Source organism: Paenibacillus rhizoryzae (assembly GCF_059686995.1).
Genome location: NZ_JCAALT010000002.1, coordinates 224,359 through 239,866, shown reverse-complemented (window position 1 = coordinate 239,866; position 15,508 = coordinate 224,359). Strand labels below are relative to the sequence as shown.

General features: G+C 51.0%; 11 protein-coding genes. 6 read left to right on the top strand and 5 right to left on the bottom strand.

What is annotated here, in order from left to right; translation table 11 throughout:
- The first annotated feature begins 6 nt into the window (after positions 1 to 6).
- The gene (dnaI, locus tag AC6ESO_RS06365; RefSeq protein ID WP_497091060.1) at positions 7 to 963 is read left to right on the top strand and encodes a primosomal protein DnaI; all 957 of its coding nucleotides are present in this window, start codon (positions 7 to 9) and stop codon (positions 961 to 963) included.
- A gap of 53 nt (positions 964 to 1,016) precedes the next feature.
- On the opposite strand, the gene AC6ESO_RS06360 is transcribed toward dnaI, so the two are convergent.
- The 3 genes from AC6ESO_RS06360 to AC6ESO_RS06350 all read right to left on the bottom strand — a co-directional run bounded on the left by AC6ESO_RS06360 (position 1,017) and on the right by AC6ESO_RS06350 (position 7,703).
- A complete protein-coding gene (locus AC6ESO_RS06360) occupies positions 1,017 to 2,552 on the bottom strand; it encodes an S-layer homology domain-containing protein (RefSeq protein WP_497090657.1) in 1,536 nt (511 codons plus the stop codon).
- An 81-nt stretch (positions 2,553 to 2,633) separates the two neighbouring features.
- Complete coding sequence (locus tag AC6ESO_RS06355) at positions 2,634 to 6,527, bottom strand: bifunctional 2',3'-cyclic-nucleotide 2'-phosphodiesterase/3'-nucleotidase (protein ID WP_497090656.1); 3,894 nt, start codon at positions 6,525 to 6,527, stop codon at positions 2,634 to 2,636.
- A 156-nt stretch (positions 6,528 to 6,683) separates the two neighbouring features.
- Positions 6,684 to 7,703 (bottom strand): sulfate ABC transporter substrate-binding protein, encoded by a 1,020-nt coding sequence (locus tag AC6ESO_RS06350; protein ID WP_497090655.1) that lies wholly within the window; start codon positions 7,701 to 7,703, stop codon positions 6,684 to 6,686.
- 387 nt (positions 7,704 to 8,090) lie between these two features.
- Between AC6ESO_RS06350 and AC6ESO_RS06345 the strand changes: the two genes are divergently transcribed.
- The 5 genes from AC6ESO_RS06345 to AC6ESO_RS06325 are packed head-to-tail and all read left to right on the top strand — an operon-like array spanning position 8,091 to position 12,363.
- Positions 8,091 to 9,266, top strand: a complete 1,176-nt coding sequence (locus tag AC6ESO_RS06345) for a sulfate ABC transporter substrate-binding protein (RefSeq protein WP_497090654.1) — start codon at positions 8,091 to 8,093, stop codon at positions 9,264 to 9,266.
- A gap of 27 nt (positions 9,267 to 9,293) precedes the next feature.
- A complete protein-coding gene (cysT, locus tag AC6ESO_RS06340) occupies positions 9,294 to 10,142 on the top strand; it encodes a sulfate ABC transporter permease subunit CysT (protein WP_494818403.1) in 849 nt (282 codons plus the stop codon).
- A 13-nt stretch (positions 10,143 to 10,155) separates the two neighbouring features.
- On the top strand, positions 10,156 to 11,037 hold the full coding sequence (cysW, locus tag AC6ESO_RS06335; protein ID WP_494818404.1) for a sulfate ABC transporter permease subunit CysW: 882 nt from the start codon (positions 10,156 to 10,158) through the stop codon (positions 11,035 to 11,037).
- A gap of 3 nt (positions 11,038 to 11,040) precedes the next feature.
- Positions 11,041 to 12,105: an ABC transporter ATP-binding protein gene (locus AC6ESO_RS06330; RefSeq protein WP_497090653.1), complete on the top strand. Its 1,065-nt coding sequence runs from the start codon at positions 11,041 to 11,043 to the stop codon at positions 12,103 to 12,105.
- An 18-nt stretch (positions 12,106 to 12,123) separates the two neighbouring features.
- Entirely contained in the window at positions 12,124 to 12,363 is a 240-nt protein-coding gene (locus tag AC6ESO_RS06325; protein ID WP_497090652.1) for a YezD family protein, read from the top strand.
- Between the two features lie 93 nt (positions 12,364 to 12,456).
- On the opposite strand, the gene AC6ESO_RS06320 is transcribed toward AC6ESO_RS06325, so the two are convergent.
- The gene (locus AC6ESO_RS06320) at positions 12,457 to 14,727 is read right to left on the bottom strand and encodes an MMPL family transporter (RefSeq protein WP_497090651.1); all 2,271 of its coding nucleotides are present in this window, start codon (positions 14,725 to 14,727) and stop codon (positions 12,457 to 12,459) included.
- Between the two features lie 76 nt (positions 14,728 to 14,803).
- The gene (locus AC6ESO_RS06315; RefSeq protein WP_497090650.1) at positions 14,804 to 15,445 is read right to left on the bottom strand and encodes a TetR/AcrR family transcriptional regulator; all 642 of its coding nucleotides are present in this window, start codon (positions 15,443 to 15,445) and stop codon (positions 14,804 to 14,806) included.
- Positions 15,446 to 15,508 lie beyond the last annotated feature (63 nt).

Genomic DNA, 15,508 nt, shown 5'->3' with positions numbered 1-15,508 from the left:
ATGGCGATGGAATCGCTGGGCGATTTGCTCAAGCAGATGCCGGGAGGCGGAAGCGCACTGAGGCAAGCGGATAAGTTAATGGAGGAGCTGCTTGCTGATCCACTCGTCGGCAAGCTGCGATCCAAATATCCGGAGCTGGATAATGATACGATCCGGCTGAATTTAAATAAAATTTATCAATGCACCAAAGAATTTCGGATTTGCAGCAATTGTCCGGGCCTTGATCAATGTCCGAATGATTTTGAAGGACACTATACAGAGCTAAGCTGCGAAACCATCGGCGGCCGCGTTCAATTGAACGACCGTAAAGTGACCTGCAAGAAGCTGATTGCCAAACAAAGCGAGAACAAGATTCGCAGCCGTATACGCAGCTTCTACGTGGATGACCGTGCATTATTGGAAGGTTACTCCGCCGATGAGATTGTTTCCAAAGATATCGAACGGATGAAGGCTGTCGGTCAGATTATCAAGTATATAAACGTAACCAAGGAAAGCGGACTCCAGAAAGAAGGGCTCTATTTAACCGGGTCGTTCGGTACGGGGAAAACATTCCTCATGTGTTATATGCTCCATGAGCTGGCTAAGGCAGGTTTCACAGGCGCGATCGTGTACATGCCGGAGTTTGTGGAAGACTTGAAGTCGCTGATGCTGGAGCAGGGGAAGCTGAAGGAAACGGTCGATCTCATGAAGGAAACGGATCTTCTGATCTTCGATGATATCGGAGCGGAGAATTTGAATCCATGGGTGCGGGATCATGTACTAGGTGCCATTCTGAATTACAGAATGAACCGTAAGCCGACGTTCTACACGTCCAATTATGGGCTTGATGCCATTGAACAGCATTTCAGCTTTACGAACAAAGATGGCGACGAGCTGCACAAAGGGCAGCGGCTGATGGATCGGATTCGTCCGTACGTCCAGCCGGTTCATGTGACAGGCCACAATAAACGCGGGCTTCGTTGATCGCCGCATATACAGAAGAAGAGCCTGCCGTCATAGACGGCAGGCTCTTTGTATTACGCGCGGAACAGTAAGTTGTAGAGCACTTGTGCGGATTCTGCTCGCGTTGTATTGCTGCGAGGGGAGAAGCGTTGATCACTGCCAACCATAAGCCCGGCATGCACGGCGGCTTCAACCGCATCTTTCGCCCAGCTGCTGATTGTATTCTTGTCTTTGAATGCAACGATGTCAGCGGCGCTGCCACTGGCTTGGCCGTGCTGCTTCACATAGACGCGAGTAATCATGAGAGCCATTTCTTCGCGGGTAATCGGCTTGTTCGGTTCAAACTTCCCGGCGCTGGTGCCGGATGTGATGTCGTTCTCGTAAGCCGCAGCAGTCGCATCAGCGTACCAGCTGTCCGCTTTGATGTCGCTAAACGGCGCTGCGCCTGTCGCTTTCAGACCAAGAGCACGAACGAGCATCGTAACAAATTCGGCACGCGTTACTTTGGCTTTAGGGCCGAAGCTGTCTGCGGATATTCCTTGGACGATATGCTTCGCAGTCAGTTCCTCGATCACGTCGGCTGCCCAATGAGACGGAGGCACATCGGCAAACTTCTTCGTGTACGAGAACACGCCGTATTTGCTGAAATGGCCGATTTCGGCAGTCAGCGTGTTTCCTTTGAGCGTGCCCCCGATATATTCGATCGTACCGAGATCCGAGAGATAATAAATCCCTGTGAGACGGGCATCCGCGCCTTCAGTGAGCTGCAGCTGAAGCGTGACCGGTTTCGTGAAGCTGCTTAGCTTTTTCGCCGAACCATCCTTGAATACGACGCCAAGGGTCAGTTCAATGACTTGCCCTTGCGGCGTAAGGCCGGTTCCGCCTTTACCGGTCTTATCAACAGCGGAAGCGGCTTCACTGCTTGTCAGCTTGCTGTATTGAAGCGAGAGACTGGCATCCTTATCGGAACCGGCTAGTGCGGTGAGTGCACTTAGCACTTCCTTCGGCAGTGTAACGGCGCCATCCGGGAGGAGAATACGGAAGCTGTTATCGCCGAAGGTTTGAATAACCGAAGCGGGAATTTGGATGTCCGATTTGGCGGATTTAACCTTGCTGGCATCCAACGTGGCAATGCCGTTAGCAGCGGAGGAGACATCGGACAGCAGGAAATGAACGGGCGTCACGCCATCAGGTACTGTCGGCAGGCCGGCATTCCCGGGTGTAGGAATACTGCTGCCGTTAGAGGCTATCGTAAATGTTTTAGTCGAGACATCGGAGCCTTGTCCGGCGATGATCTGAAAGTTGCTGCCGGCGGTCACATCCCCGGACAGTTGAAATGAAGTGGAGTAACGGCCTTCGGCCGCTTTCACGATATCAAAGAAAAGGATGGTGCCATCCGGACTTATGACCTTTACGATGACATCAGCAGCATTAGTCGTGCCGCTGATCGATACGGAACTACCGGCAAAGACATTGGTTACTGCGTCAATTGTCGTGCCTGCAGCTAGCGGGGCTGAACTGTCGGCATAAGCGGCTAATGGAGCTGCGACAGGCACAGCTAACGCCAATGACAACGACAGTGCCGTTAAGATGAATGCTTTTCTCTTCAACTTGATGCTCCTTTCTAATGTGGTGACCCGGACGGAGCAGATGATTCAGCTGAGTCCGGGATCACCGCCGTTTAACCTGATTTATGGGGTCGTTTTGATATTCGTGATGCGGCCCTTCACAGCCGCTGTAATCGTACCGTGATGGAACGTATTCAGAACATAATAGTAGAATGCATCGATATCGGTGGGACCGGCTGCTGGATTTTTACCCTGTGTAAGAACGGTATAGTTGTCGCCGCCGGCTGCCATGAAGTTATTGACTACCGCTGTGTAGTCAGCCGTGTCGGAAATGACCGTTCCGTCTTCTTTCGTTAAGGAGATGACACGCTCTGCAATTGGTTTGCTGAAATCAGCCGTATAACGAAGTCCTGAGATTTGCAGTGTTTTCGTACTAGCTGCTGTTTCTCCCCATTGCTGTTGAAGCAGCGTCTTAATTTGCGCACCGGTCAGTGTCAGCTTAACCAGCTGGTTCCCAAACGGTTGAATACGGAACAGATCGGAATAGAGCACGTTGCCAAGCGGCAAATCGGCTCGGATACCGCCTGGATTCATGAATGCAAAGTCAGACTGCATGGCATCTTTCATGGCATCGGCGATCAAGCTGCCAAGCGCGATTTCTTGCGAATAGGCATTTGCCTTCAGATAAGCAACCTCAGTGGAGCCGACCGGCAACGAAAGCTCTGGATGTCTGCTCAGGGAGGCTTGTACCAGAGCATTAACTTCAGCATCCGGTGTTTTGCCGGCTTGATTGACGTCTACAATGTGCGCTTCCTTCTTCACGATATCATGCGTCAGCGGGTCGATCTCAAGATCCACATCGGCAAATGCCGTACCATAGGAATAGGCTTGGAAGATGAGCTTGTTGTCGACAATTCCGTTCACTTTCGCATGGTTGTCGCCGGCGAAAATAACGTCAACCTCATCGCTTACGGCGTTAGCGAGATCAGCTGCCTCGCCGGTAATGCTCGTACCGCTCTGTGAAGCAGGATCATGAGCAAGAACGACGATGGCTTTAACGCCTTGCGCGGTCAAGGCATCAACGGCCGCATTGACAACCGGAGCTTGATCCACAATATTTACCGGAGCAAGCGCGGAAGGAGAAACTTTGCTAGGCGTCAGCATTGTCACAACCCCGATGAAGCCGATTTTTTCTCCGCCGACTTCTTCAATGGCATACGGCGCGATGATAGGATCGCCAGTCACTTTGTCGAGCACATTGGCATTTACATAATCGATTGTCGTCTTTGAATGCGTGATGCTCGTATTGATTGGATCTTGACCGCCATTTAATTGAGCCATAAGAGCAGGGACACCTTGATCAAACTCGTGATTACCGAGTGTCCCAACTTTGAATCCGAGAAGTTCCATGAAATCGAGCGTAGGTTTATCGCGCTCAAGCGATGAAACCGGCGAGCTTGCGCCTACCGCATCTCCATTATGAACGAGCAAGGTGTTTGCCGGATTTGTTGCTTTGTATTGCTTAAGGTAAGTTGCCAAGTAGGCAGCTCCGCCCAGAACATTGTCGCCGACAGTGGTGGAGTAGTCCAACTGACCGTGGAAATCATTGATACCAAGCAGCTGGACTTTCACATTCTCACCCGGCTGTGTTGTATTCCCGTGAAGATCAAGCTTGTAGATGCCGAATCCTTTCTCATCTGTCCGCTCAAGCGAAGTGATCTTCGGATTCGCGTTCAAGTAGGTTTTCGCAGCCGGTGAAGTTGTAAACGTAACGTTAACATCACCTTCAACAGGTGCAATTGACCAGTTGTTGTCAGCGGCCGGATCGATCGTCCCCTGCTCCGTGATGTAGTCCATAAGAACTTGACGATTCTCGCTGGCGGAATCCAGTACGAGCGGGGAACCTTTCACACCCGGGAAGTTGCCTCCGCCGTTAACGCGGTAGTTGTTGCTGATCACGATGAAGTCTTGATCAGGATCAACCGGTTGATTGTGATAGTGCAGGTTAACAATCCGGCTGGACGCTGCATCGTTAATGGTGCCGTCTTTGGTGTACTTAGCCGGCTTAGTGACATCTACCTGATAAGTGACGCCATCAATGACATCGAAGTTGAATACCGGGAAGGACGGGTTTAGCAACGATTGCTCTTCGGTCTTGCTTGGATCGATCTGATTGAACATACCGGCAGACATTTCAAGCCATTCCTTCACGGCGGAGCCTTTCACTTTAATGGCCTTCAGCGTGTTGTCGTAGAGATACAAATCGCTGGCGCTCTTAATAGCAAGATCGCCTGCTTTAATATCCGTATATTCGCTTGGACCATTGCGGCCAGCCTTGAACGGAGCGCCTACAGACAGAATCGGAAGATCCTTGTCCGGCGAATTCTTCGAATTCAATTCCTGCTGTACGAACCATTTCTGAGCTTGCGTGACGATTTGAACGGATGGGTCGTCCTGTACGAGCGCGAAGTAACTGTAAATTGGAGCAGATGTTTGACCGATCGCTTGGTTGGTATAGGCGATTGTCGCTTCATGCTCGGTTTTAATTGCATTTACGATAGCAGGGTCTGCATCGACGAGAGGCAGCTTAGTAACGCTGTCATAAATATATTTGTTGGAGGATTGCGAATTTGTAACTTTCCATTTGCCGTTGGTTTTGTTCAGCGTCAGGTCGATGATACCGAGATTGCCGCCGCCGAAGCCGGCTTGTACAGCAGCAACGCCATTGATAGTACCTTTCGTATTATCGACGCCCGGAAGAGGGTTGCCGCTCGCATCCTTGAAGAGCGGATCAAGCGCGCTCACGCTGGCTGCTGGGAATACCTTATGGGTATGCGAGAACGTAATGGCATCGATGCCTGCAACTTTACTCAGCGGGTAAACCGCGTCTTCCGCACCTGCGCCGGCCACTGCATTACCATTAAAGCCGGAGTGAGTGAGGGCAACGACGACTTCCGCGCCTTCCGCACGCATTTGAGGAACGAATTTCTGGGCTGTCGCTACAATATCCTTCGTAATGACTTTACCGTCCAGATTCCCTTTATCCCAATCCATGATTTGCGGCGTAACGAATCCGATGAAGCCAACTTTTACGGTCTGTGTTTGCCCATTCTCATCCTTGAACGTTTTGTCCATAATGATGTATGGCTTGTACATATTGACGTCGTTACTTTGATCGGCATCATGATCGTCCACATAAACGTTTGCATTGACGTATGGGAATTTAGCATCATCAGTGGCTTCATTCAAATAATCAAGGCCATAATTGAACTCGTGATTGCCGAACGTTGCAATATCGTAGCCCATCAGGTTCATCGCTTTATAGGCCGGATGGACGTCGCCGTCTTTGAGCGGCGCTACTTTAGCCATATACGTGCCGAGCGGCGTGCCTTGGAGCAAATCGCCATTATCCACGAGAAGCGTATTCTTCACTTCTGAGCGTGCTTGCTTGACCAATGTGGCTGTTTTGACAAGTCCGACATTCTCTGCTGGAGCATCCTTGAAGTAATCGTAGTTCATGAAATTGGTGTGGACATCCGTTGTTTCCATGATGCGCAGCTTCAAGGTCGAACCGATTGTAATCGGATCAGCCAGGCTATTGCCCACCTCTGTGAGCGATCCGCTGTAGGAGTCAACGACAAATACTTTGACGGAAAGGCTGCTTCCTGACTTATTGAAATGAGCCGTCATTTTCTCGCTGCCCACAATATCCTTCGTCAGAGCTGCAATTCCGATCGGTACAGCACCATCGAACAGTTCAAAGATAACCGTTTCTTCGCCGGCATGTCCTACAGAAGAAGGCGTCACAACGGCGCTAGCCAGAACACCGCCGGAAGTATCCATGACTGCGTTTGTAATTGTAAATGGCCGATCATCGGCAACGTCCACCTCATTCACTGAGGCTTCAAGGGCGGCTTGTGCGTGTACAGGGGTCGGAAGATAAGATGATGTCAGAAGGCCTGCGAGAAGGGAAGCGGCGATAGCAGCCCGCGACATTCTCTTGCGAAAATGAACCATTTTCTAGTAACTCCACCTTTCAATTGGTATAAGAATATTGTAGCAACCGAGGTATTAAATTGGGTTAAAGATTATGTTCTATTCTTGTAAAGCAGGGAATGTATAGAAAAAAACCGTACATCGGTTAGGATGTACGGTTTTTTTGTTGAGATGCTATTATGGTTTGTAAATGTCGTCGAACACGCCGCCGTCGTTAAAGAACTTCGTTTGCGCTTTGTTCCAGCCGCCAAAATCACGGATGTTCGTAAGCTCGACGTTTTTGAAGTTTTTCGTGAATTCCGCAGCGATTTTCGTATTTGTCGGACGGTAGAAGTTTTGAGCAACGATACGCTGACCGGCATTCGTGTAGAGATAGTCGAGATAAGCTTTGGCTACTTCGCGTGTACCGTGTTTCTCGGCGTTCTTCGTGACGACAGCAACCGGAGGCTCCGCAAGGATACTATAGGAAGGCGTTACGATTTCAAAATCCTTACCATGCTCTTTCAGCGCCAGATAAGCTTCATTCTCCCAAGCTAGCAGTACATCGCCGATTCCGCGTTCAACAAAAGTTGTTGTCGAACCGCGGGCACCGGAATCCAGCACCGGCACGTTCTTGAACAGCTTCGTTACGAATTCTGTTGCTTTCGCTTCACTGTTATTGTTGTGTTTCAAAGCATAGCCCCATGCAGCAAGGAAGTTCCAGCGGGCGCCGCCGCTTGTTTTCGGATTCGGCGTAATAACGGACACTTTATCCTTAACCAGGTCATTCCAATCTTTAATCTTCTTCGGATTCCCCTTGCGTACAAGGAAGACGATTGTAGATGTGTATGGCGAGCTGTTTTTAGCAAAACGCGATTCCCAGCCGTCATTGATCAGCCCGGCTTTCTGAATTGCGTCAATATCATAAGCGAGTGCAAGTGTGACAACATCGGCTTGCAAGCCATCGATAACGGAACGAGCTTGTGCGCCGGAGCCGCCATGCGATTGCTTAATGGTAACCTTCTGACCGGTTCTAGCTTTCCAATAAGCGGCGAAAGCTTTATTGTACTGCACGTAAAGCTCACGAGTCGGATCGTACGAGACGTTCAGCAGCTCGATATCCGGTTTAGCGGGTTTCGTTACGGCTGCAAAGCTGGTTGAGGATAAGGATAGGATTAATGCCAGAACGGTGATCGTGAGTAGCAGTTTTCTCTTCATTTTACAACTCTCCCTTTATTATAGTGCTCCATCCCGATCTGACTGATTGGACAAAAAAAGGAGGCCCAGGCAGAATGCACCCATGAAGTGAAACTTCAGGCTGCTGTTACTTTGCCGGGGCCTCCGGTGGACCGGTGGGCTCGATGGATTTATCATAAGCTGACAATTCCTACCTGTCAACTGTGAATTGAAAAGATTTCTAAATTAAGCAAAACTAATCCCTTTCATAAATAATGTTAAAAAAATGATTGACAGGACAGCTTATCCATTGCTATCATCATCCCATAACCAACTAAACAGGTAGGATTAATTCTATTTCAACTACCGGTCAACGCGGAGTGGGAAAGCGTTAGTTATCTGAACTAAGATGATGAGAGGTGCTTTTACATGACAAACATGAAAAAGAAGAATGCCAAGTTTACGCTCCACACGCTGTTGATCTTTATTGTATTCGCCCTTGCGCTGACCGGCTGCGGCTGGGATTCAAATTCTCCAACAAACACAAACCAAACGAATGCCAATGCAGGCGCAGCTAATGATACCAACGCAGGCGCAACTAATACTACTACCAATGCAGAGGGTACAGAGCCAGCAGCCGATAATACGGCAACCTCGGAATCGACTGAACCGATCGAGCTGCTGAATGTTTCATATGACCCGACGCGTGAATTATATGAAGCTTACAATAAACTGTTCGCCGATTATTGGGAGAAGGAGCATAACCAGAAAGTAACGATTAAACAATCCCATGCCGGCTCCGGCGCTCAATCACGAGCGGTCATCGATGGACTTAAAGCCGATGTTGTCACCCTCGCACTCGGCTATGATATCGACGCAATTGCTGAGAAGGGCCTAATCGATAAGGATTGGCAACAGCAGTTCGAGAACAACAGCGCTCCATATACTTCAACAATCGTGTTCCTGGTCCGTAAAGGCAACCCGAAGCAAATCAAAGATTGGAACGACTTAGTGAAGCCAGGCGTGCAAGTTATCACGCCAAACCCGAAGACAAGCGGCGGCGCATGCTGGAATTATCTTGCAGCATGGGGCTACGCGCTTAAACAGAACAATGATGATGAAGCGAAGGCACAGGAATTCGTTTCCGCCCTCTATAAGAACGTACCGGTACTCGATTCCGGCGCACGCGGTTCCACAACGACTTTCGTAGAGAAGGGCATTGGCGATGTGCTGCTTGCTTGGGAGAATGAAGCACTTCTTTCCGTGAAAGAGCTTGGTCCGGATAAATTCGATATCGTTTATCCTTCAATCAGTATTCTTGCAGAACCGCCGGTAGCCATTGTCGATAAGAACGTTGATAAGAAAGGCTCACGCACCGTTGCGGAGGCTTACCTGGATTACCTGTACACCGAAGAAGCACAGAAGCTTGTTGCGCAGAATTTCTACCGCCCGCAGCTGGCATCGGTAGCGGAGCAGTTCGCAGACCAATTCCCGGAGATGAACCTGCTGACGATCGACGGTGATTTCGGCGGCTGGGCTGTTGCACAGAAGAAACATTTTGCAGACGGCGGCGTATTTGATCAAATCTACGCACCCGGCTCATAAGCGAATCGATAGGAGCTGACTCTTCTCATGAAAAGTTCCATCTCAAGCAAAGCGAAGCCCCGCAGCATATTGCCGGGTTTCGGACTTTCCCTTGGATTCACGATTTTCTACTTAAGCGTACTGGTCATTATCCCGCTAGCCGGTATCTTCGTGAAAACATCCGGATTAACGCCGGCTCAGTTCTGGCATACGGTGGCTAACGCACGAGTAATCGCATCCTACAAAATCAGCTTCTTCACTTCTTTCTATGCTGCACTAATCAATCTCGTATTCGGACTCGTCATCGCCTGGGTGCTGGTACGCTATAAATTTCCGGGGAAAAAGCTGGTCGACAGCCTGATCGATTTGCCCTTTGCACTGCCAACCGCTGTAGCCGGCATTGCATTAACCGCAATCTACGCACCAAACGGCTGGATCGGTTCTTTGCTTGAACCGCTCGGTATTAAAGTGGCTTTCACGCCGCTTGGCATTACGTTAGCTCTAATCTTTATCGGCTTGCCCTTCGTAGTGCGCACCGTGCAGCCGGTGCTGCAGGATCTGGATAACGAAGTAGAGGAAGCGGCCGTTATGCTCGGCGCATTCCGCTGGCGGACATTCCGCCGGGTCATTCTGCCGGAGCTGATTCCGCCGCTGCTTACCGGATTTGCGCTTGCTTTTGCCAGAGGGATTGGGGAATACGGTTCCGTCGTCTTCATCTCCGGCAACATGCCGATGAAGACCGAAATCGCGCCGCTGCTCATTATGACGAAGCTTGAGCAATACGACTACAAGGGAGCGACAGCTATTGCGATGGTCATGTTAGTCGCATCCTTCCTGCTTCTTCTGTTAATCAACTACTTGCAGTGGCGGAGCAATCGCCGCGTTATTGCGGAATAGGAGCGTGTAAACTATGGCTGGTGCAGTTACGGTTCATCTAACCGAGAAGTCCGCGCAGCGTCCGAAACATATCAACGAGTCTGCCGGCATTCGAATAGTACTCATCTCCGTCGCGCTGCTGTTCCTGGTGCTTGTGGTGCTGCTGCCGCTGCTGTCGGTTTTTATTGAAGCTTTCAAACGCGGAACAGAGGTCTATGTAGCCGCGCTGAAGGATCCCGATGCCTGGTCGGCACTAAGGCTGACTTTATTGACAGCGGTTATTGCCGTACCGCTAAACACCGTATTCGGCGTTGCCGCTGCTTGGGCGATCAGTAAGTTCCGGTTTCGGGGCAAAAACGTACTTATTACATTGATTGATTTACCTTTTGCCGTATCCCCGGTCATATCGGGTTTGGTCTTCGTGCTATTGTTCGGTGCACAAGGCTTCCTAGGACCGTGGCTGTCGGATCATAATATTCAAATCATCTTCGCATTACCCGGTATCGTACTTGCGACAACATTCGTTACGTTCCCGTTCGTTGCCCGCGAACTCATCCCGCTGATGCAGGCACAGGGCGTGCAGGAAGAGGAAGCAGCCGCAAGCCTTGGCGCGAAGGGCTGGCAAATCTTCTGGCGCGTCACGCTCCCTAATATTAAATGGGGATTGCTCTACGGCATTATTCTCTGTAATGCGAGAGCGATGGGGGAATTCGGCGCTGTGTCGGTCGTATCCGGCCACATCCGCGGCGAGACGAACACGCTGCCGCTGCACATTGAGATCCTGTATAACGAATATCAATTCTCTGCATCGTTTGCAGTGGCTTCCTTGCTGGTTATGCTGGCATTGGTGACGCTGGTCGTGAAGAGCTTCATCGAATGGAAAACCGCTCAGAAAACCCCGAAGGAGGAGGGCTAAGGGATGCATATCGAGGTTCGCAACATCAATAAATCCTTTCATGGCCACCAAGCCGTCAATGATGTCAGCTTCTCGATTGAACGCGGCAAGCTGATCGGTCTGCTCGGACCGAGCGGCGGCGGCAAATCAACGCTGCTGCGCATATTAGCGGGACTTGAGACACCGGATTCCGGCGATATCTTCATTAACGGGAAACGAGTCAACGATGTTCAGCCGCAGCTCAGAGGAATCGGATTTGTTTTCCAAAACTACGCCTTGTTTAAACATATGACCGTATTCGACAATATCGCATTTGGACTAACGATTCGTAAGGCCAGTAAAACCGAGATTAAGGCACGTGTCGGCGAATTGCTTGACTTGACGGGACTGCGGGGCTTCGAGCATCGTTACCCGCATCAGCTCTCAGGCGGACAACGGCAGCGGGTGGCATTCGCAAGGGCACTTGCGCCTAAGCCGGATCTGCTGCTGCTCGATGAACCCTTCGCCGCTATAGACGCGAAAGTGCGCAAGGAGCTTCGCACCTGGCTGAAGCAGCTGATCAGCACGCTTGGCATCACATCCATCTTCGTTACGCATGACCAAGATGAAGCGGTCGAGGTGGCGGATGAAATGCTGATCGTTCAGCAAGGAAAGCTGGAGCAGCAAGGCTCGCCGGTGCATATTTACACCGATCCGCAAACTGCTTTTGTGGCCGGGTTTATCGGTCATTCCAGCGTGGTGGAGCAGCCTAGCGATCTTCGCGGCTTCGGTAATTCCTCACTGGCGGAAGGCGCTAAAGCGATCATCCGTCCCGAGTTTGTCGAGGTAGGACGCGAGCGGGAAATTCCATTCCCTTCTGCTTCCGAGAAAGGCAAGGTTCGTCATGTTTTCTTCCGAGGCGCTCATTTGGAGCTCGATGTGCAAGTGGGCAACAACCGATTGTCGGCGCATCGTTCCTTGGACCAAGAGCCGCTTCAGCCGGGTGATGAAGTATCCGTCCTTATTCACCGTTTATACGTTATTACTGACAAGTCGGCGACGATCGTGGAGAATCCATTGAAGATCGATCCGCTGCCAGTTCATATTTAATTAGTCCGGGAGGGATTTATGATGGCAAAACCAATCGTGCTGGATCAAGAATGGTTAGAGCGCATAGCAACACAGGTAAATGGGCTTGAATATGGTTCGGTTCTCATTACGGTTCATGACGGCAGAGTAGTCCAAATCGACCGTACAGAACGGAAGAGGTTCGATGCGGCGACTGCCAAAACCGGGCAAACTGGGCAAGCTGGACAACAACGACAGGACGCAAACAGCACCGATAAATTGAAGGCTGTTAACGGATAGCATTAGCTAGCATAGAAGAAGCGCCGGACCGCTCGTGGATGACGAGTGACCCGGCGCTTTTTGCCGATTTCTGAGGTAGTCGTTTGGATTTGTTTAGTTGTTTGTAAGTGTCGATTGTTCGGATTTCGAAGCGGAAGCTGGCCAGAAGGCAGCGCGGCCGCAAAGTACCGTAATGGCGGGGACTAGGAACGGCCTCACGATAAACGTATCGAGCAGGACGCCGATGGCCGTTATCGTACCGAATTGCACAAGCACTTGAATCGGCAAGGTCGCCAGCACAGCGAAGGTACCTGCGAGAATCAGTCCTGCCGAGGTGATAACGGAACCGGTTTGGGAGACGCCCTCCTTCACCGCTTGGCGCAGCGGCATATGACGGGCTTTCTTCCATATGCTCGAAATCATGAAGATGTTGTAATCCTCGCCGAGCGCAACGATAAAGACAAAGGAATAGAGCGGGATAAGTCCTTGTATCGCTTCCGTGCCGAACAAGTAGTGAAGCACGGCCCAGCCAAGCCCGAGCGCGCTGTAATAGGATAACAGCACGGTTGCAATTAAATAGAGCATCGCGACGAAGGATCGCAGGTAGGCGAGCAATAGTAGTGCAATAAGGATCAGGATGACCGGAATGATGAGCTTCGCGTCATTGTCGGTTGTTTGTTTGGTGTCGTACTGCTCTGCGGTTTGGCCGCCGATCCATACCTGTTGCTTAGCATCGTCGATATCGGTTTCGGTAGAGCCGGCGCTTGGTGAAGAGAGTGCTTCTTCCGCCGCTTTCCGCAGTTGAGGAATATGGTCGATTGCCTCAATGGAATAAGGATTCACGGCAAGCTCGACCTCAAAGCGGAGCAGATCCGTATTCGTTGCGCCTTTGACCGGATCGGTAACTTTTTTTACAAAAGGAAGCGATGCTAGCGCTGCTTTGACCGCTTCTCCTTGCTCTGCTGACGGGGTCTCTGCTATCACTTGTACAGGCGCGAGCTCGCCTGCATTGAAATGATCCGCTATGAGAGTAAAGCCTTCTCGCGAAGGTGAATCCGCCGGGAACGAAGAGAGCGTGTCGAAAGTGTATTTGATCTGCGTGGCGAAAATAACACAGATCACCAGGATAACTGTCGTGATAACGGCAATCCGCTTCGGCTTGCGCACAACGACCTCGCCAAGTCGATCGCCAAGGGTTGCGCGTGTTTGTAGAGCCGGCGCCGGTTTACCTTTCTTCTTCGCGCGAGCGGCAGCCATTTCTTGCGTTCTTGGAATGAACGGGTAGAAGGAAGCTCTGCCCAGCAGACTTAGAAAGGATGGCACTAGCGTCAAGCTCGCGATCATCATGATCAGAATGGCTAAGCTGAACGGTACCGCGAAGCGCTGAATGCTGCCGAACTCAGCCATAAGCAGCACGAGCAGGGAGAGCACAACGGTCAAACCGCTCATGGCAATCGCACCTGAAGAACCGCTGAATGCACGTTTTAACGCTGTGAAAGTATGGCGTTCTTCCTTCAATTCGCTGCGGAATCTGGCAATTAAGAAGAGGCAGTAATCCGTTCCTGCGCCGAACAGCAGCACGGTCATGATCGATAGGCTCTGCGAATCATAGGCAATCCAGCCTTGATCAGCCATCCACCCTAACAGCGGTGTGATTGCTCCGTATGCGAAGCCGACCGCGATCAGCGGAATGAGAGCGAGTACCGGCGAACGGTAGATAAGCAGCAGAAATAGGAGGACGAGAAAAACAGTAGACAGCAGCAAAGAGACATCGGCGCTCTTGAACAAGCCTGTTGCGTCGACTGCGATGCCGACAGGTCCCGATGCGCGAACGGCAAGGCCGCTGCCGGACTCGTTACCAAGTTTGGTTTGGAATGGGTTTGTTCCATCCTTGAAGATAAGTGCTGTTTCTTCTTCGATCTGGATCAGACCTTCTTTGAGCCCATCGCTTCCCGACGCCTTATCAAACAGAACAGGCTGAACCAACGTTGTACCGTCTTCAGAAACCTGCTGCTTTAGAGCGGGAAGCGGCAGCTTATCGAGCGGGACGACACTTTCTTGATGAGGGACAGGATTTGCTGCAAGCTGTTTCGCGAGCAGCTGAATACCGGCCAAATCCTCATCCGTAAGTCCGTTCGCGCGATACCAGGTTAAGAGCGCGGGGATACCGGTTTCGGACGGGAATTGTTCCGCGATCAGCTTCTCGGCCTGAACGGACGGCTTGCTTGCATCGAAGTTGGCCAGCGTATCATCCTTCAGCTCTGAGGAACTTGGCAGCGTCACATTGAGCAGAGCGACAATAACGATCCAAGCGGCAAGCGTTAACCATCTGCCGCGTTTGCCTCCGACTGCTTGCGTGAATGTTTCGAGCCACCTAACTACCATGTGGAAGTTTCATCTCCTTTGTTTTGGCTTATCAAGTGATAAGTGATGATTAGAAAAAAGGGCTATTTAGGCCGCCTTACACCGAAGGTGGTGGGGTGGCCGATAGTCCGAATAACAATACGTTGACGAGCATTTGGGCTTGTTCATCCCAATCTTTCTTTGTGGCAGCGATTGCTGCGTTCGTGAATGTAGAGGCTGAGGCAAGTGTTTGGTTAATGAGCCCCATCAACAGCCGGGCTGATTTCTCGGCATCCATGCCGAACTGCGCGGAGCTGCGCAATTCCCCACTCAGCTGCGCGGCTTCGAATATCATGAGCAGTGGGGCAAGGTACGCGCCGCGCCATAGCCCATAGATAATTCGCTGCGACTCCGGAGCAAGCTCATGCCGGATATCGTGAAACATCCGGCTAAGATCCTCGGGGTGACTCGCTAGCATATAGGCGGTGACATGGTAGAGGCGGTGCCTTACATCTGTTTCTCTTCGAATGATACGGTCGAGCGCGCTTCGGGTGCCTTCGCACACCGATCTCATGACATCTACGTAAAGCGCCTGTTTATCCTTGAAGTGGTGATATAACGCAGGCTGGGTTAAGCCGCAGGCATCGGCGATTTGCCGCGTGGATACGGAACGATATCCGAGCTCCATAAACAGCTCCTTCGCGGTTCTAATAATCATGGCGCGTGTTTCTTGCGATTGACTCGATTTGTTGGCTGCCATTGCTGAGAAGATTCCTTTCCTGCTAAAACAGCTTATCACTTGATAAGATTATACAACTCAGCG

What these genes read in the sequence shown, in the direction of transcription:
- AC6ESO_RS06325 (WP_497090652.1), top strand. Translation starts at nt 12,124, where the DNA reads ATGATGGCAAAACCAATCGTGCTGGATCAAGAATGGTTAGAGCGCATA.
- AC6ESO_RS06320 (WP_497090651.1), bottom strand. Translation starts at nt 14,727, where the DNA reads ATGGTAGTTAGGTGGCTCGAAACATTCACGCAAGCAGTCGGAGGCAAA.
- AC6ESO_RS06315 (WP_497090650.1), bottom strand. Translation starts at nt 15,445, where the DNA reads ATGGCAGCCAACAAATCGAGTCAATCGCAAGAAACACGCGCCATGATT.
- AC6ESO_RS06350 (WP_497090655.1), bottom strand. Translation starts at nt 7,703, where the DNA reads ATGAAGAGAAAACTGCTACTCACGATCACCGTTCTGGCATTAATCCTA.
- AC6ESO_RS06355 (WP_497090656.1), bottom strand. Translation starts at nt 6,527, where the DNA reads ATGGTTCATTTTCGCAAGAGAATGTCGCGGGCTGCTATCGCCGCTTCC.
- AC6ESO_RS06330 (WP_497090653.1), top strand. Translation starts at nt 11,041, where the DNA reads ATGCATATCGAGGTTCGCAACATCAATAAATCCTTTCATGGCCACCAA.
- AC6ESO_RS06345 (WP_497090654.1), top strand. Translation starts at nt 8,091, where the DNA reads ATGACAAACATGAAAAAGAAGAATGCCAAGTTTACGCTCCACACGCTG.
- cysW (WP_494818404.1), top strand. Translation starts at nt 10,156, where the DNA reads ATGGCTGGTGCAGTTACGGTTCATCTAACCGAGAAGTCCGCGCAGCGT.
- dnaI (WP_497091060.1), top strand. Translation starts at nt 7, where the DNA reads ATGGAATCGCTGGGCGATTTGCTCAAGCAGATGCCGGGAGGCGGAAGC.
- cysT (WP_494818403.1), top strand. Translation starts at nt 9,294, where the DNA reads ATGAAAAGTTCCATCTCAAGCAAAGCGAAGCCCCGCAGCATATTGCCG.